This window comes from Curtobacterium sp. GC_Cur_3 (assembly GCF_026544205.1).
Classification (GTDB): Bacteria; Actinomycetota; Actinomycetes; order Actinomycetales; family Microbacteriaceae; genus Curtobacterium.
Window position 1 is genome coordinate 1 of record NZ_JALNUI010000051.1, and the last position, 16,790, is coordinate 16,790.

A 16,790-nucleotide genomic window follows, 5' to 3' on the forward strand; every position below is an offset into this window, starting at 1 on the left:
GCGGTCAGCGCGTCGCCGTGGGTCAGGAGCACCTCGGCCGGGGTGCCGTCGGCCACGACACCGCCGGCGGGTTCGAGCAACACCAGTCGGTCGACCAGGTCGAGCCACGTCCCGATGCGGTGCTCGACGACCAGGAGGGTCGCGCCGGTGTCGTCGAGAAGCGCCCGGACCGCATCGTGGACCTGCTCCACACCGTCCGGGTCGAGGTTCGCGCACGGCTCGTCGAGCACCAGGGCCCCCGGGCGCATCGCGAGCACCCCGGCCAGGGCGAGTCGCTGCCGTTGACCGCCGGAGAGCATCGTCGTGGACCGGTCGAGCTCCAGGTCGAGCCCCACGACGTCCAGGGCGGACCGGACGCGCTCCCACGTCTCGGCGCGTGGCACCCCGGTGTTCTCGCACCCGAACGCCACGTCGTCGCCGATGCGCGACATGACGGTGTGCGCCTCCGGGTCCTGCATCACGAGGCCGACCCGGCCGCGGACGGACTCGGGCGCAGCGCCGTCGACGAGCACGCTGCCCCGGACCTCGGCCGCGGTGTCGTCGTCAGGGTCGGGCTCGTCGGGCAGGACCGCGGCGACGGCCCGGAGGAGCGTGGACTTGCCGGCGCCGGACGGCCCGACCACGGCCACGCGCTTCCCCGGCTCGACGACCAGGTCGACGCCGCGGACAGCCCAGCTGTCCCGCTCGGCGTACCGCCAGCCCCAGTCGCGGAACTCGATCCGGGCGGGGTGGGCGCCCGGCATGCTCAGGCTGCCGAGGACGGACGGCGCCGGGCGTGCTCGCGGCCGACCGCGAAGGACGACAGCACGCCGGTGCGGGCGAGTGCCCGGACGATGAGCCACGACCCGAAGCCGGCGATCACGGCGCCGGAGATCGTGCCGCAGACGATGTAGACCGCCTTGAAGCCGGCATCGAGCCCGGCGTACCAGAGGACCGAGTCGTTGATGCCCAGTGCGAGACCGGCAGCAGCGCCCGCGAGGACGACGACCGGCAGGCGGTACACGCGGTACAGGAAGAGCGCGAGGACGAGTTCGGCGCCCAGGCCCTGGACGAGGCCGGCCTCGAGGGTGCTCCATCCCCACTGCGTGCCGAGGAGGGCCTCGACGCTCGCCGCCACGATCTCGGCGTAGAGCGCGGCGCCGGGCTTCCGGACGATGATCGCGACGATCGGACCGGCGAGGAGCCAGACCCCGCCGAACAACGCCTGCGTGCCGGGCAGCAGGAGCGCCACCGCGGCGGAGAGCGGCTCGTAGCCGAACTCCCAGAGCTTGAACACGACGCCCACGGCGACGGCGAGGACACTCGCGACGACGATGTCGACGACGCGCCAACGCAGGGAGCGCCTGGGGGGTGACGTCGTGGACGTCGAAGTGGTGGTGGCGGTGGGCGTGCCGGACGGCATCATTCGAGACTCCTCCCTGCGCCGGCATGACCCGGATCAGGTTCGACGGTCGGAGCGCTGCTCGCTCCCTCTCAGCCCGGCGATCCCGGACTCCCGTGTGTGTCCCTGCAGTGTACTGCTTCGGGGCCCTACTTCTTGAGGACGCGGATGAGCTTGCGGAGGACGGTGCCGGTCACCCAGATGACGGGGATGCTGACGACCATCAGGGAGATGAGGTTCGGCTCGAACTCGAGGTCCTTGCCGGGACGACGCACGTACGCGCCGACGGGGAGGGTCGCCCCGCCGCCACCGCCGCCACCGTTCTGGTCGTCGCCGCCGCCCCCGAAGCCGAACCAGCCGACGGACACCGGGATGAGGGTCTGGTCGCCGACCTCCACCGGGTCCCCGTAGTTCGTGGAGACCCCGACGGAGCGGACCTTGTCTGCGATCTGCGTGACGATGTTGGTCATGGCGCGAGGCTACTCCCGGCGTGCTGGCGACCGCGCGAGCTGTCCACAGGCCGGGGAGCTCCCGGGTGCTGTCCACTGACGGCTCCGGCACGGCGGACAGCACAGGGAGCCGCCGATACGTTTGCAGCAACCACCTACGGAGGAACGTTTGCACACCTGGCCCGGCAACCCCTACCCGCTCGGCGCGACCTACGACGGCAGCGGGACGAACTTCGCCCTGTTCAGCGAGGTGGCCGACCGCGTGGAGCTCTGCCTCTTCGACGAGGACGGCACCGAGGAGTGCGTCCCCCTCGTCGAGGTCGACGCCTACGTCTGGCACGCGTACCTGCCCAACATCGGCCCGGGACAGCGGTACGGCTTCCGCGTCCACGCGCCGTACGACCCGGCGAACGGCGTCCGCTCGAACCCGGCGAAGCTGCTCCTGGACCCGTACGCCAAGGCGACGAGCGGCGACATCGACTGGGACCAGTCGCTGTTCTCGTACACGTTCGGCGACCCCGACTCCACCAACGACGAGGACTCTGCGTCGCACATGGTGAAGGGCGTGGTGATCAACCCCTTCTTCGACTGGCAGGGCGACCGTGCTCCGCGGACCCCCTACGGCGAGACCGTCATCTACGAGGCCCACGTCAAGGGCCTCACGCAGACGCACCCCGACGTGCCCGAGGAGCAGCGCGGCACCTACGCCGGCGTCTCACACCCGGCCGTCATCGAGCACCTCAAGCGACTGGGCGTGACGACGCTCGAGCTCATGCCGGTGCACCAGTTCGTGAACGACTCGACCCTGCAGGACAAGGGGCTGTCGAACTACTGGGGCTACAACACCATCGGGTTCTTCGCGCCGCACTCGCACTACTCGTCCTCGGGCGACGGGGGGCAGCAGGTGCAGGAGTTCAAGACGATGGTGCGCGAGCTCCACCGTGCCGGCATCGAGGTCGTCATCGACGTCGTCTACAACCACACGGCAGAGGGCAACCACCTCGGCCCGACGCTGTCGTTCCGCGGGATCGACAACGCCGCGTACTACCGCCTGATGGACGACGACAAGCGGTACTACATGGACGTCACGGGCACCGGCAACTCGCTCAACGTCGGCCACCCGCACTCGCTGCAGCTCATCATGGACTCGCTGCGCTACTGGGTGACCGAGATGCACGTCGACGGCTTCCGCTTCGACCTGGCCGCGGCGCTCGCACGCGAGTTCTACGAGGTCGACCGGCTGTCGGCCTTCTTCGAGCTCGTCCAACAGGACCCGATCGTGTCGCAGGTGAAGCTCATCGCGGAACCGTGGGACGTCGGCCCCGGCGGCTACCAGGTCGGCAACTTCCCGCCGCAGTGGTCGGAGTGGAACGGCAAGTACCGCGACACCGTGCGGGACTTCTGGCGGGGCGAGCCCTCCACACTCGGTGAGTTCGCGTCGCGGATCTCGGGGTCGGCCGACCTCTACGAGCACGATGGTCGCACGCCCAAGGCCAGCATCAACTTCATCACGGCGCACGACGGCTTCACGCTGTACGACCTGGTGGCGTACAACGAGAAGCACAACGACGCCAACGGCGAGGACAACAACGACGGCGAGAGCCACAACCGGTCCTGGAACTCCGGGGCAGAGGGCCCGACCGACGACGAGTCCGTGAACGCGCTGCGCGTGCAGCGTCGCCGGAACTTCCTCGCGACGCTCCTGCTCAGCCAGGGCGTGCCGATGATCGCGCACGGCGACGAGCTGGGGCGCACCCAGCACGGCAACAACAACGTCTACGCGCAGGACTCCGAGCTGAGCTGGATCGACTGGGCTGCTGCGGACGACGACCTGGTGCAGTTCACGGCCGACGTCGTGAAGCTCCGGCACGATCACCCGACCTTCCGTCGCACGCGCTACTTCAACGGCCGCCCGGTCCGCCGTGGCCAGGACGAGCCGCTGCCCGACGTGGTCTGGCTGACCCCGTCCGGTGAGGCCATGGAGCCCGAGGACTGGGACTCCGGCTTCGGCAAGAGCGTCGGCATGTACCTCAACGGTGACGGCATCCGCGGGCGCGACTCCCGCGGCGACCGCGTCACCGACGTGGCCTTCATCACGTACTTCAACGCGCACGACGACACCGTGACCTTCACCCTGCCCCCGGAGGAGTACTCCCCGGGCTGGACGGTGCGGATCGACACGGCCGCTCCCGGTGCCCGCGACGAGGTGCTCGACGCCGGGTCCGCGCTCGACGTGCCGGCCCGCTCGATGATCGTGCTCCGCGCCGAGCCCGACCACGTGGTCACGACCACGCCGGTCGAGGTCCAGGACGCGACCGCGACCGGGCCCGACGCCCCGCAGGACGCCGTCAGCCCGGTGAACCCGGCCGGCTCGCACGCACCGAGCGGCACCGCGCCCGCCCGTGGGACGACCGGCCCCTCCTCGAACGACCCCAACCCGAACGGAAGCTCCCGATGAACCGCCGGATCCCGACCTCGACCTACCGGCTCCAGGTCTCGCCCGACTTCGACCTCACCGCCGCGAAGGACGTCGTCGGCTACGTCCGCGACCTCGGCGCCGACTGGGTCTACCTGTCCCCCGTGCTCCAGGCCGAGCCGGGCTCCGACCACGGCTACGACGTCGTGGACCACTCCCACGTGGACACCCAGCGTGGCGGGGACGACGCCTTCCGCGCGGTCGCCGAAGCCGCCCACGCGGCCGGACTCGGCGTGCTCGTGGACATCGTCCCGAACCACGTCGGCGTCGCCACCCCCGAGGTCAACCCGTGGTGGTGGTCCCTGCTCGAGCACGGCAAGGACTCCCCGTACGCCGACGCCTTCGACGTGGACTGGGACGCGGGCGACGGCAAGCTCCGCATCCCGGTGCTCGACGACCGCCTGCTCGACGCCGTCGTGCTGCAGGGTGACCGGCTGCTGGTCGGCGAGACCGCCTACCCCACCGCGCCCGGCACAGTGCAGGGCGGGGACGACGTCGAGACGGTCCACGCTCGGCAGCGCTACGAGTTCGTGCACTGGAAGCGTGCCGACCACGAGCTCAACTACCGACGGTTCTTCGCGGTCAACACCCTCGCGGGCATCCGGGTCGAGGACCAGGAGTTCTTCGACGCCTCGCACGAGCTGATCGGTGCCTGGTTCCGCGACGGCCTCGTCGACGGGCTGCGCATCGACCACCCGGACGGGCTCTTCGACCCCGCCGGGTACCTGCAGGACCTGCACGACCTGACGGGCGGCGCGTACACCCTCGTCGAGAAGATCCTCGAGCCCGGTGAGCAGCTGCCGTCCTCCTGGCCCGTCGACGGCACCACCGGCTACGACGCCCTCGGCGTGGTCGACCGCGTGTTCGTCGACCCGGCCGGCGCCGAGGCGCTCGACGCGACCTCCGGGTCCGAGCCACACGACTGGCAGGCCCTGACGCACGACACCCGCCGCGGGATCGCCGACGGCATCCTCGGCAGCGAGGTCGCGCGGCTGGCGCGCATCCTCGTCGCCGAGACCGACGGCCTGCCGCACGAGCGCGTGGTCGACGCCGTCGCCGAGATCGTCGCCTCGTTCGACGTCTACCGCACGTACCTGCCCGAGGGCGTCCACCACCTCGTCACCGCGCTCGAGCGTGCGGCCGAGGCCCGTCCGGACCTCGACGACGTCATCGACCGCATCGCCCCGGCCCTGGTCGACCCGATGCACCCCGCGGCGCTCCGGCTCCAGCAGACCAGCGGCATGGTGATGGCCAAGGGCGTCGAGGACACCGCCTTCTACCGGGTGTCCCGCCTGTCGTCCCTGAGCGAGGTCGGCGGCGACCCGAGCGTCTTCGCCGTGACCACGGACGAGTTCCACGTCGCGCAGCGCGAGCGCCTCGCGAGCTGGCCGCACACGATGACGACCCTGACGACCCACGACACGAAGCGGAGCGAGGACACCCGCGCCCGCATCGCGGTCCTGTCCGAGCTCGGCGAGGAGTGGAACGAGACCTTCCGGCAGCTCCAGGCCCTGGCGCCGCTCGAGGACGCGGTCTTCGCCGACCTGCTCTGGCAGGCCATCGTCGGCGCCCGTCCGGCATCCCGCGAGCGGCTGCACGCGTACGCCGAGAAGGCGTCGCGGGAAGCCGGCAACAGCACCACGTGGACCGAGCCGGACGAGGCCTTCGAGGGGCAGATGCACGCCCTCGTCGACGCCGCGTTCGACGACCCCGCCGTGGTCGCGCTCCTCGATGCCCTCGACGAGCGGATCACCGCAGCGGGCTGGTCGAACGGCCTGTCGGTCAAGCTCGTGCAGCTCACCGCGCCCGGCGTGCCGGACGTCTACCAGGGCACCGAGGGCTGGGACCGTTCGCTCGTCGACCCGGACAACCGCCGAGCGGTGGACTACACCGAACGTCGGCACGCTCTGGCTGCGCTGGACGGCCCCGACGACGACGGCCCCGAGCAGCTCCCTGCGATCGGCCTCGACGCCCGGGTCAAGCTCCTCGTCACCAGCCGCGCACTGCGCCTGCGCCGCGACCACCCCGAGCTGTTCACGCGGTACCTGCAGCTCGAGGCCACCGGCAGCGCGGCGGACCACGTCCTCGCGTTCGACCGCGGCGGCGCCGTGACCATCGCCACGCGGCTGCCGCTCGGGCTCGAGCAGGTCGGCGGCTGGGGCGACACGCTCGTCCACCCGGTCCCCCTCGACCGCGTCGACCTGCTGACCGGCCGGGCCGTGCCGGCGCACCGCGGCATCGCCGTCGCCGACCTGCTGAGCACCTACCCGGTGGCCCTGCTCGTCCCGGCGGACGTCGCCGGCACGACCGGGCACACGGCGGACGGGACGACCGCGACCGACGCGAGCGGAGCCTCCCGGCCGGCTGCACCCGCCGCAACCGACACGGCCACCGCAACCACCACGACCGACGCTCCCGGCGAGACCGACGCGCAGGCCGACATCGACATCCTGGAGGGTCACGCATGACCGAACCTGCCCGCTACGCCGTCTGGGCGCCGAAGCCGGAGCGCGTGCGCCTGGTCGTCGACGGCACCGAGTACCCGCTCGAGCGCGGTTCCGACGACTGGTGGGGCACCGACGCGGTGATGCCCGTCGTGGGTGCCCGCTACGGGTTCCGCATCGACGACGACGACGCGGTCCGCCCGGACCCGCGCAGCCGGTTCCAGCCCGAGGGCGTCCACGGCCCGTCCGAGGTCGTCGACCCGGAGCGCTTCGCCTGGACGGACGAGAGCTGGACCGGACGTCCCGCCCGCGGCGCCGTGGTCTACGAGATGCACGTCGGGACCTTCACGCCCGAGGGCACGCTCGACGCCGCTGCCGCCAGGCTCGACCACCTGGTCGAACTCGGCGTGGAGTTCGTCGAACTGCTGCCGGTCAACGGCGTGAACGGCGAGTGGAACTGGGGCTACGACGGCGTCGCCTGGTACGCCGTGCACGCTCCATACGGCGGACCCGATGCCTACGACCGCTTCGTCGACACCGCGCACGGGCTCGGGCTCGGCGTCATCCAGGACGTCGTCTACAACCACCTCGGCCCGAGCGGGAACTACCTGCCGCTCTACGGCCCGTACCTGGTGCAGGGGCTGGCGAACACCTGGGGCGACTCGGTCAACGTTGAGGACCCCGAAGTGCGTCGCTACGTGCTCGACAACGTGCGCATGTGGTTCCGGGACCACCACGTCGACGGGCTCCGGCTCGACGCCGTGCACGCCATCCGCGACACCTCCCGCCCGCACGTCCTCGCGGACATGGCGAGCGAGACGGACGCGTTCTCGGCCTACATCGGCCGCCCGCTGTCGCTCATCGCGGAGTCGGACCTCAACGACCCGGTGATGTTCCGGCCGCGTGAGGCCGCCGGGTACGGACTCGCCGGCCAGTGGTCGGACGACTTCCACCACGCGGTGCACGTCGCCGTCACCGGTGAGACGAACGGTTACTACGCCGACTTCGCCCCGCTGTCGGCACTCGCGAAGGTGCTCGAGTCCGGGTTCTTCCACGACGGCACGTGGTCCTCGTTCCGCGGGACGCGGCACGGACGACCGATCGACCGCGGCACCTCCCCCACGACCGCGCTCGTCGTCGCGAACCAGAACCACGACCAGATCGGCAACCGCGCCGCCGGCGACCGCCTGGCCGCGACGGTGTCGGACGAGGGGCTCGTCATCGCGGCAGCCCTGACCCTGCTCGGCCCGTTCACGCCGATGCTGTTCATGGGCGAGGAGTTCGCGGCGTCGACGCCGTGGCAGTTCTTCACCTCGCACCCGGAGCCGGAGCTCGGCAAGGTCACCGCCGAGGGACGCATCAAGGAGTTCGCCCAGCACGGCTGGGACGAGTCCACCGTGCCCGACCCGCAGGACCCGTCGACGTTCCAGAACTCGAAGCTGGACTGGGCCGACACCACCTCGGAGCGCGGAACGGCGATCCTGCGGGCCTACCGGGTGCTCGTCGCGCTGCGTCGGACCGACGAGGCCTTTGTGGACCACCGGTACGAGGCCAACGCGGTCCGCTTCAGCGAGGACGGCCGCTGGCTCGTGCTGACGCGCGGGCTGCTCGGTCCCACGGCTGCGCCCGTGCACGTGGTCGTGCACCTGTCGGAGGGCACCGCCGAGGTGCCTGTCCCGGACGCCACCGGCGAGGTCCTCTACGCATTCGGCGACGTCACCGTGCCGGACGACTCGCAGACCGTGCGGTTCGACGGCCGCGGCGTGGTCGTCCTGCGCTAGGGACCGCACCAGCTCGACACGTGCGATGCCCGGCCGGGGGAACCCGGCCGGGCATCGTCATGTCCAGAGGACAGAGCGAGCGCAGGAGCGGAAGCGGGAGCACGACCCCCGCCGCCCACGCCCACCCGAGCGTCAGTTGATCGGGTTCGACACCGCGTGGGCGTTCCGACGCACCGACGGCAGGGGGTGGTGGTCCCGGACCAACGCGCGGACCTCCCGCACGCGGCGGTCGATGCCCCACTTCGTCACCAGGGTCAGGCTCTCGCGGACGATGTTCCCGCTCATCTTCGAGACGCCGAACTCCCGCTCCGTGAACGTGATCGGGGTCTCGACGATGCGGAGCCCGGCCTCGAGTGCACGCCAGCACAGGTCGACCTGGAAGCAGTACCCCTTCGAGGCGATGCCGGCGAGGTCGATCCGCCGCAGTGCGTCGGCCGTGAAGACCCGGAACCCGCCGGTCGCGTCGCGGACGGCGATGCCGAGGGCGAGTCGTGTGTAGAGGTTTCCGCCACGGGAGAGGAGCTCGCGGTACCAGGGCCAGTTCTCGACCTCGCCGCCCTTGATCCAGCGGGAGCCGAGGACCAGGTCGTTCGAGTCCGCGAGCTCGATGAGCCACGGCAGGTACTCGGGGTGGTGGGAGCCGTCGGCGTCCATCTCCACGAGCTTGTCGTAGCCCTGCTCGAGGCCCCACGCGAAGCCGCTCAGGTAGGCGCCGCCGAGGCCGTCCTTCACCGTCCGGTGCAGCACGTGCACCCGGTCGGTCTCACGGGCGATGGCGTCGGCGATGTCACCGGTGCCGTCGGGCGAGTTGTCGTCGACGACGAGCACGTGGACGTGGTCGTCGGTCGCCGCGAGGGTGCGCTCGACGATGGGGCGGACGTTCTCCGCTTCGTCGTAGGTCGGGATGATGACCAGGGTGTCGCTCATGGTGCTCCTCGGATGGTTCGATCGAACATATCGGTCGGGTGCTGGTTCACCCGTCCGACAGGTCTGCGAAGACGATCAGATTGTCGGTGTAGTGCCCGGTTGCCGTGTCGAACGTGCCGTCGCACGTGATGAGCCGCAGCGTGGGGGTGGGGGTGGTGCCGTACACGTCGCTCGTCGGGAAGGCCGACTTCGACGCTCGTTCGGTCTTCTCGACGGTGAAGGTGCGGCTGCTGCCGTCCGTCATGGCGACGTGGACCTGGTCCCCGGCCACCAGCTCGTCGAGCCGGAAGAACACGGCGGCGGTCGTGGGACTGTCGACGTGCCCGGCGATGACCGAGGGACCGACCTGCCCGGGGACGATGCCGTCGCTGAACCATCCGGCGTTGTCCCATCCCTTCGGCGGGTCGAGCTCCCCGGCGGCGCCGCGGTGCAGGTCCTCGAGCGAGGCGTCGACCCCGATCGCCGGGATCGTCACCCGGGTCGGCGTGGCGTCCGAGCGGGCCTCGGGGGCAGCAGGGTCCTGGAAGCCGGTGATGTCCCGGTCGCCGCTCCCGGCAGCCGAGGAACCGTCCGCGGAACCGGCAGCGCCCCCGGCAGTACCGGAAGCAGAGCCGGCACCGGCGGTCGACGATGCCGAGCTGACCGGGACGGCAGCACCGTCGCGGTCCCCGGCAGCCACGGCCACTCCGGTCGCGACCGCTCCCGCCGCCACCACGACGGCTGCTGCCGTCCCGACGACGACCCAGCGCCGGCCGAGTCTCGCCGCCAAGGACACCGTGCGCGTTCCGGTAGCCACAACATGTCCGCCAGACCGAGACTCGCCGCCGCCAGCGGGCGCGCCAGCACCGCCAGCAGGCGCGCCAGCGCCAGCGCGAGCGCCAGCGCGCCCACGCCCAGCCGACCGCCGCCCGCGCTCCCCGCTCACGAGGCACCCCCGCCCGCGGTCGCGCAGCCGCCGAGCACGTCCGACGTCAGCATGGTCGCCCCGAGCGCCGCCCACGCGTCACCGTAGTAGGTCGGCGTCGTGGCCGAGGTGCGGTCAGCACGCTCCAGGTCGGCCCGCGCAGCACCGGTGGCACCGGACGCCTGCTCCGCAGCAGCACGCGCCGCGTACGCCAACGCACTCCGGTCCCCCGTGACGGCCGTGCCGCCGAGGTCGAGCTGCGCCGCGAGCTGCGTGGTCCGACGGAGCGTGGGCGCCACGGATGCGGCGAGCGCACGGTCGGGAGCCGTGCAGGCCTCGGCGTAGCGCAGCGGCATCCGCATGGCGTCGTACCCGTAGAGCACGCGGGCGTCGTCCCCGGTGGCGGGCATCGGGTCGACGGTGCCGTCGGCGTGCACCTGCGACCAGTCGCTCGGCAGGTCGGACTTCTCGAGCACGGCACGCGTCACCGCGGTCGAGCTCGTCTCGAGCTCCTTCCAGCGGTCGTCCTTCGTGGCCGCGGCCAGCACCCGGTAGGCGGCGGGCGAGGCGTAGCTGGCGTTGTACCGGTACGGCTCGGAGTCGGCCCACGGTCCCGGCAGCAGGATCAGCCCGAGGTCCGTCCTGGCCGTCTCGTGGTCGAGCACCGCTGCGGCCATCCGCTTGCCGGCGGCGGTGTAGCGCTCGTCGTCCCAGGCGTCACCGGCGAGCACGAGGGCCCTGGCGGTGTCGAGGTCGGCGTCGCTCGCGGACTGCGCGTCCGAGACGCCGCCGTCCTGGGTCCAGCGCCAGGCGAGCAGCTGGTCGTCGGTGAGCAGGTGACGCTTCGTCCACGACCAGATGTCGCCGAAGCGGTCACGGTCACCGGCGGCGTAGGCGATGAGCAGCCCGTAGGCCTGCCCCTCGCTGACGGTGTCGCTGCCCTGGTCCTTGCGGACGACGCGGCCGTCCTCGACGTACCGGTCGAGGAACGCCGTGCGGAGCTGCGCCGGGGTGCGGGTGCCGTCGGGTGCGGTGGTCGAGGTGGGCGTCGAGACGCCGCCGGCGTCCGGAGTGCGGTCGGACCACGGTCGGACCGCCGCGACGGCGATGCCGCCGGCGACGAGGACCGCGGCGAGCGCCACGGCGGTGACGGGGATCCAGTTCCTGCGGGTCATGCTGGCTCGCTCTCTGCTGGTGGGTGGGGCGTGCGGACTGGAGGCTCGGACCAGGTGCGCGGATCGGCGCACGTGGGGCGGGCCTCCAGTCAGGCGGTCAGCGGAAGATGCCGCGGATCGTGCGGACGAGCGCGTGGAACGCGTCGGTGGAGGGGCGTTCGGCGGCCGTGCCGCCGCCGCCGGTCTGGACGCCGCCGGCCGGGGTCTGGGCGGTCGCAGCCGCGTCGGTGACGGGCACGACCGTCAGGTCGCCCTTGCTGTCGTCGAGGACGAACAGGGTGGAGACGGTGTTGCCGGCGAGGTCCACGTCGGCGCTGCCGACCTGTCCACCGCCGCTGAGGTCGAGGTTCCACTTGCCCGCGCCGACCGTGGCGTACTTCGTCGCGGTGCCGAACTTGGCGCCCGAGGCGATCGCGGTGCCCTCGGAGGTGCTGACGTCGACCGTCTTGGCCGTGGTGGCGGCCTGGACGAGCCGGAGCTTGGCCTTGCCGTCGCCGGGCTGCTGCAGGTCGTCGGTGAACGCGGCGGTCTTCAGCGAGGTGTTCTTGCCGTAGGCGACGACGGTGCTGGCGTTGCCGCCCTGCACGGTGACGTCGGTGGAGATGACCGGGGTGGAGTCAGGCGCGTCGGAGGCACGCATCGAGAGCACGTAGGTGCCGGTCGGCAGCTCCTTGTAGGGGCTGACCTGGCCGTAGGTCACGTCGTCGAGCTCGAAGACGGTCTTGCCCCCGGCCAGGCTCGACAGTTCGACGTCGACGCCCTTCGTGTCCGGCGAGAGGTGCCCGACGCGGAGCCATCCGTCCTGCGGGGCGGCGGTGGCGGCGCTGGCCGCCTGCGGGGCGAGGCCGACGGTCGCGGCGACGAGGGTCGCGGCGAGGGCGCCGACGACGACGATGCGGCGGCGAGGGGTGCGGAGGGAGGCGGTCATGATGGTGCTCCTTCGGGTCGGGGCGGTGCTGGTTCGATCAGGGCGATCGTGGTGCGGGCGGTGCTGGGTGGGCGGTGCCGTGGTGGGCGGTGCCGGCGGTCAGGACGCGGTGACGGCGGTCGTCGTCGGGTCCATGGGCGACCAGGTGACGGTCAGGGTGTCGCCGTCGCGCTCGACCGACTCGGCGCGGTAGTCCTTCGCCAGGGCGTCGAGGGTCTTCTCGGTGTTCAGGGCGGCCGTCGGGCTGGCGGTGTGCAGGACGACCCGTCGGAACGAGCGGCCCTCCTCGCCGGTGAGCGGGGTGAAGCGGTCGACCTGCACGAAGCGGTCGGCGAGCACCTGCCCGAGGGCGATCATGGCGCGGGAGTCCACCTGACCGGCGCGGAACTGCGACTTCGTGCCGGCGTCGGCCTGGAGAGCGGGGTTCTGCGCGAGCTGGGTGCCGAGCGTCTTGCGGACGTCGCTCGCCGCGGTGATCTCCCGCTGGGCGGCCTGCTGCCCCTGCGGGTGGATCTGACGGACGTCGACCATCTGGTTGCCGGTGCCGAACGACGCGACGACGGTCGAGTTCTGGATCGCGTCACGCACGTCCTTCGACGAGTTGCCGCCGGTGCGCATCGAGTCCGTCGTGACGACGTAGTCGGAGTCCTTCCAGCCGTTCGGCGACTGGCGCTGCACGGCTCCGTCGGTGTCGAGCTTGTAGTACCAGACCACGTTGTCGCGGGCGAAGCCGTCATCGACGAGGTCGACCCACATGGCGTCGTCGACGAGCATCCGGGAGCTCTTGTCGACGTTGTCGCCGATCCAGTTCTCGGCCTGCGCCATCGGCTTGTCCAGGTCGGTGATGAGGAACCCGCGGAGCTGCGACCCCCAGAGCGGGACCGCGACGACCAGGGCGGCGGCGGTGACGAGCGCCCAGGTGCCACCGAGGACACGGCGGCTGACGCCGCGGAACCGGCTCTTCGGGCGGAAGGCGGTGATGCCGGCAACGGCGAGGACGGCACGCTCGCCGACGAACGCGACGAGCAGGGCGGCGAACGGCACGAGCATGATCACGTACGGCACGGGCAGGTACCCGTTCGGGCGGAACATGAACGCGAGCAGGAAGACGAGCATCGCGGCGATCGGGCGGACGCGGCGCAGGAACAGCCCCACGACGGCCGCGGCCGAGCCGAGCACGATGAAGACCGGATCGAGCGCCCACCACTGGGCAGCGGCGTCGTTCGCCAGGCTGCCGCCGGAGAACACGGAGCCGCTGGCCTGCCGGCTGCCGAGCTGGTAGGTGACGCCTTCGAGCAGACTGACCTTGCCGGCGCTGGGCAGGAGTTCGCCCTTCACCGCAGCGAGCAGGATGTACCCGCCACCGATGACGGCGAGGACGGCTCCGGCGACGCTGAGCGTGTACCGGCGGGTGCTCGGGTCGGCCCGGCGGACGGCCATCCAGATGAGGAACGGCAGCGCCAGCAGGTAGGTCTCCTTGCTGAGCACCGCGATGCCGAGGCAGGCGGCGGCGCCGACGAACCCGGCGAGCTGCTGGCGACGGCTGAGCACGAGCACGAACGCGGCGAGGAGCCACGGGGTCGCGACGTTGTCGATGTAGACGGTGCGGTGGTACTGCAGCGCCAGCGGGGAGAGGCCGAAGACGAGGACCGCGACGGCGGCCGTGGGGCGCGAGCCGCCGAGCCGACGCATCAGCACGAAGAGGAGCACCGCGGAGACGGCGGCGAAGAACACCATCGACTCCCGGGCGGCCTCGACCGCGAAGGCGTACCGGGCGAAGGCACCGGTCAGCTGCGTGTACCCGGCGATCTGGATCCAGCCGAGCGGCGGGTGGTCGTACCAGTACGTGTAGTGGGTGAGCTCGCCGAGGTGCGTGATGGACCACGCCTGGGCGGTGTACGTGCCCTCGTCGTCGATGCGCTGCGGGGTGCCGCCCATGTTCCAGGACTGCACGGCCACGGCGACGGCCAGGACGGGGAGGAGCCAGACGAGGCTCCTGGCGTGCACGCGGAACCACGTGCCGGCGGCGGACGAGGACCTGGCACCGCGGATCGGGATGCCGGTCGTGTTGGTGATGCTGGCGGTCATCGGTCGTCACCTCCTGTCGAGGGTGCCCCGGCGGACGCGAGGGCGGGTTCGGAGTCGGGCTGGGTCTGGGACTGCGCCGCGGGCTGTGCCTGGGCGTCGGGCTCGGTCACCACGGACGGGCTGGGCTCTCCGGGCGCGCTGGCCACGACCTCGGGCTGAGCGTCACGGTGCTGCCCGGTGTGCTCGGTCTTCTCCCAGCCGTTCTGCCCGCGGGAGTGGCGGATGACGGCACGGACGGCCGCGGCGGCGAGGAACACCTGGTAGGGCACCAGGCCGAGGACGAGCTTCACGTAGTCGCGGACGCGGACCTTCTCCTTGTACAGCCGGCCGAACTCGCCGAGCCCGGCGATCTCGACCGCCAGGAGCATGAGCGTCGGGGCGAGCGGGATGAAGGAGATCAGCGCGATGGCCGTCGGGACCTTCACGAACGCGATCATGATGACGCTGAGCGGGATGAGGAGACCGGTGGTCGCCTGGATGAACGGCATCGTCAGCAGGTACCGGGCGAAGAAGCGCTGCTTGAACGTCGGCAGCTTCTTCCACTCCCCCTTGCCGAGGACCTGCAGGAAGCCCTGGTTCCACCGGGTGCGCTGCTTCAGGAGCGACGCGAAGGTGGGCGGGGTCTCCTCGCGGGTGACCGCCTCGGGGCTGTAGGCGACGACGACCTTGGCGTTGTCGGCCGACAGGCGGACACCGAGCTCGCAGTCCTCGGCGAGGCAGTGCGCGTCCCAGCCGTTCGACCAGTCCAGGCGCTCCTTCGTCACGAAGACGGTGTTGCCGCCGAGCGGGATGAACTTCGACTCGGCGTGGAAGTGCAGGCGCGAGCGGAACCAGAAGTAGTACTCGAGCACGTTGCGGAGCGACCACCAGCTGGAGCGGAAGTTCATCAGCTGCACGCCGCCCTGCACGACGTCGGCGTCGGTCTCCTGGAAGCGGGAGTCGACGAGGCTCAGCAGGCGCGGGTAGACCTCGTCCTCGGCGTCGAACACGCCCACGATGTCACCGGTCGCGTACTGCAGCGCCAGGTTCATCGCCTTGGGCTTGTTCTTCGGCAGGGTGTCGTCGACCACCACGCTGATCAGGTCGGGGTGGCGGGCAGCGGCCTCGCGCACGACACGCTCGGTGCCCGGGTCGTCCTCGCCGACGATCGCGATGATCTCGAAGTCGGGGTGGTCCTGCGTGGTGAGCATCTCGAGCGTCTGCCCCATCACCTCCTCCTCGTGCCGACCGGGCACGAGCAGCGTGAAGCGGTGCGCCGCGGGACGCGGCGTCTGGCTGAAGCTCGTGGCGCGCAGCGCCGAGCGGGAGCGCCAGGCGTGCAGCATCCACCACAGGGTGCTCAGCGCGACCAGCGTGAGCAGGACGGAGATGGCGACGAGGGCCGAGTAGCCGATCCACTCGCCCACCGACCAGGCGGCCTGCGCGGCCTGGCCCGAGCCTCCCGTCGGGACGTCCGTGGTGCCCCGGTTCGGGACGTCGCCCCGGGGACCGGTGGGGTCGTTCGGCTGCAGCAGCGGCCCGGCGGCCGCGACCAGCGTGGTCAACATGGTCATTCTGAGAGCTCCTTCGTGCGACGTGCGTCCCGGGAACGGAAGACGAGGGCCTTGTACGCGGCGAACCGGAACACGGTGCCGAGGACCAGGCCGACCCCGTTGCCGGCGACGTTGTCGGCGAGGGTGCTGGTGAAACCGAGCAGGTAGTGCGAGACGAACAGGCACGCGGCGGCGATGCCGAGACCGATGAGGTTCGTCAGCGCGAAGAGGACGCCCTCGCGGAGCGTCTCGCGGCGGCCGGAGGTGCGTTCGGCGCGGAAGGTGATGGACCGGTTGAGGATCCAAGCGACCGCGGTGGAGATCACGGCGGACCCCACCTTCGCCGCGATCGGCTTGTCGTCGAGGACCGTGAGACGCAGCAGGTTGTAGACGCCCAGGTCGACGAGGAAGCAGAACGCGCCGATGGCGCCGAAGGACACCAGCTGCCGCGAGGTCGCGATCAGCCGCGTCAGACGGCCGGTGGGGACCACCCGTTCGGGTGGCGCCACAACGAGGGTGTCGGTCGAGGTCATGCCCCCGATTCGGGGGTATCGGCCCGGCGGTTTGGGTGGGGTACACGGTTGCCCAGCCGACTGCCAGGTGCCGGACTCCTGCCGTTCACGAGGGGTACGTCAGGCCTTGTGTTCCCGGCGCGATCTGGACGTTCCGGCGCCGGATCGCGGTGGGTCGTGTAAGTGGTCCGGG

Annotated in this window: 13 protein-coding genes and 1 riboswitch; of the genes, 3 read left to right on the forward strand and 10 right to left on the reverse strand. The window is 71.4% G+C overall.

Features of this window, described 5'->3' with window-relative positions; all coding sequences use genetic code 11:
- The 3 genes from OXR63_RS17390 to OXR63_RS17400 all read right to left on the reverse strand — a co-directional run.
- Nucleotides 1–743: ABC transporter ATP-binding protein (locus OXR63_RS17390; RefSeq protein WP_267425397.1), on the reverse strand; the 743-nt coding region annotated here is incomplete at its 3' end.
- A gap of 2 nt (nucleotides 744–745) precedes the next feature.
- Entirely contained in the window at nucleotides 746–1,402 is a 657-nt protein-coding gene (locus OXR63_RS17395) for an ECF transporter S component (protein WP_267425422.1), read from the reverse strand.
- A riboswitch (TPP riboswitch) is annotated at nucleotides 1,399–1,508 on the reverse strand. It overlaps the preceding gene by 4 nt.
- Nucleotides 1,509–1,530: 22 nt before the next feature.
- The gene (locus OXR63_RS17400) at nucleotides 1,531–1,851 is read right to left on the reverse strand and encodes a hypothetical protein (protein ID WP_267425400.1); all 321 of its coding nucleotides are present in this window, start codon (nucleotides 1,849–1,851) and stop codon (nucleotides 1,531–1,533) included.
- A gap of 148 nt (nucleotides 1,852–1,999) precedes the next feature.
- On the opposite strand from OXR63_RS17400, the gene glgX reads away from it, so the two are divergent.
- From glgX to treZ, 3 genes are read left to right on the forward strand one after another with little or no spacing between them, the layout of a single operon-like run.
- Nucleotides 2,000–4,288, forward strand: a complete 2,289-nt coding sequence (glgX, locus tag OXR63_RS17405) for a glycogen debranching protein GlgX (RefSeq protein WP_267425402.1) — start codon at nucleotides 2,000–2,002, stop codon at nucleotides 4,286–4,288.
- A complete protein-coding gene (gene treY / locus OXR63_RS17410) occupies nucleotides 4,285–6,774 on the forward strand; it encodes a malto-oligosyltrehalose synthase (protein WP_267425404.1) in 2,490 nt (829 codons plus the stop codon). Before glgX ends, treY begins: the two co-directional genes overlap by 4 nt.
- A complete protein-coding gene (gene treZ / locus OXR63_RS17415; protein WP_267425405.1) occupies nucleotides 6,771–8,531 on the forward strand; it encodes a malto-oligosyltrehalose trehalohydrolase in 1,761 nt (586 codons plus the stop codon). Before treY ends, treZ begins: the two co-directional genes overlap by 4 nt.
- Before the next feature lie 132 nt (nucleotides 8,532–8,663).
- Here the strand turns inward: treZ and OXR63_RS17420 are convergent, their stop codons facing one another.
- From OXR63_RS17420 to OXR63_RS17450, 7 genes are all read right to left on the reverse strand, one after another.
- Nucleotides 8,664–9,458 (reverse strand): polyprenol monophosphomannose synthase, encoded by a 795-nt coding sequence (locus OXR63_RS17420; protein WP_194628957.1) that lies wholly within the window; start codon nucleotides 9,456–9,458, stop codon nucleotides 8,664–8,666.
- A gap of 46 nt (nucleotides 9,459–9,504) precedes the next feature.
- Nucleotides 9,505–10,227 (reverse strand): class F sortase, encoded by a 723-nt coding sequence (locus tag OXR63_RS17425; RefSeq protein WP_267425409.1) that lies wholly within the window; start codon nucleotides 10,225–10,227, stop codon nucleotides 9,505–9,507.
- Between the two features lie 152 nt (nucleotides 10,228–10,379).
- Nucleotides 10,380–11,537: a glycosyl hydrolase family 8 gene (locus OXR63_RS17430; RefSeq protein ID WP_267425411.1), complete on the reverse strand. Its 1,158-nt coding sequence runs from the start codon at nucleotides 11,535–11,537 to the stop codon at nucleotides 10,380–10,382.
- Nucleotides 11,538–11,634: 97 nt separating this feature from the next.
- Nucleotides 11,635–12,465 (reverse strand): DUF4397 domain-containing protein, encoded by an 831-nt coding sequence (locus OXR63_RS17435; protein ID WP_267425413.1) that lies wholly within the window; start codon nucleotides 12,463–12,465, stop codon nucleotides 11,635–11,637.
- A 99-nt stretch (nucleotides 12,466–12,564) separates the two neighbouring features.
- Nucleotides 12,565–14,553, reverse strand: a complete 1,989-nt coding sequence (locus OXR63_RS17440) for an ArnT family glycosyltransferase (RefSeq protein ID WP_267425414.1) — start codon at nucleotides 14,551–14,553, stop codon at nucleotides 12,565–12,567.
- On the reverse strand, nucleotides 14,550–16,106 hold the full coding sequence (locus tag OXR63_RS17445) for a glycosyltransferase (RefSeq protein WP_267425417.1): 1,557 nt from the start codon (nucleotides 16,104–16,106) through the stop codon (nucleotides 14,550–14,552). Before OXR63_RS17445 ends, OXR63_RS17440 begins: the two co-directional genes overlap by 4 nt.
- Nucleotides 16,103–16,618 (reverse strand): GtrA family protein, encoded by a 516-nt coding sequence (locus tag OXR63_RS17450; protein ID WP_267425420.1) that lies wholly within the window; start codon nucleotides 16,616–16,618, stop codon nucleotides 16,103–16,105. Before OXR63_RS17450 ends, OXR63_RS17445 begins: the two co-directional genes overlap by 4 nt.
- Nucleotides 16,619–16,790 lie beyond the last annotated feature (172 nt).

Bases quoted from the DNA above. Each gene is read 5' to 3' on its own strand.
- OXR63_RS17395 (WP_267425422.1), bottom strand. From the start codon at position 1,402: ATGCCGTCCGGCACGCCCACCGCCACCACCACTTCGACGTCCACGACG.
- OXR63_RS17400 (WP_267425400.1), bottom strand. From the start codon at position 1,851: ATGACCAACATCGTCACGCAGATCGCAGACAAGGTCCGCTCCGTCGGG.
- treY (WP_267425404.1), top strand. From the start codon at position 4,285: ATGAACCGCCGGATCCCGACCTCGACCTACCGGCTCCAGGTCTCGCCC.
- treZ (WP_267425405.1), top strand. From the start codon at position 6,771: ATGACCGAACCTGCCCGCTACGCCGTCTGGGCGCCGAAGCCGGAGCGC.
- OXR63_RS17420 (WP_194628957.1), bottom strand. From the start codon at position 9,458: ATGAGCGACACCCTGGTCATCATCCCGACCTACGACGAAGCGGAGAAC.
- OXR63_RS17430 (WP_267425411.1), bottom strand. From the start codon at position 11,537: ATGACCCGCAGGAACTGGATCCCCGTCACCGCCGTGGCGCTCGCCGCG.
- OXR63_RS17435 (WP_267425413.1), bottom strand. From the start codon at position 12,465: ATGACCGCCTCCCTCCGCACCCCTCGCCGCCGCATCGTCGTCGTCGGC.
- OXR63_RS17440 (WP_267425414.1), bottom strand. From the start codon at position 14,553: ATGACCGCCAGCATCACCAACACGACCGGCATCCCGATCCGCGGTGCC.
- OXR63_RS17445 (WP_267425417.1), bottom strand. From the start codon at position 16,106: ATGACCATGTTGACCACGCTGGTCGCGGCCGCCGGGCCGCTGCTGCAG.
- OXR63_RS17450 (WP_267425420.1), bottom strand. From the start codon at position 16,618: ATGACCTCGACCGACACCCTCGTTGTGGCGCCACCCGAACGGGTGGTC.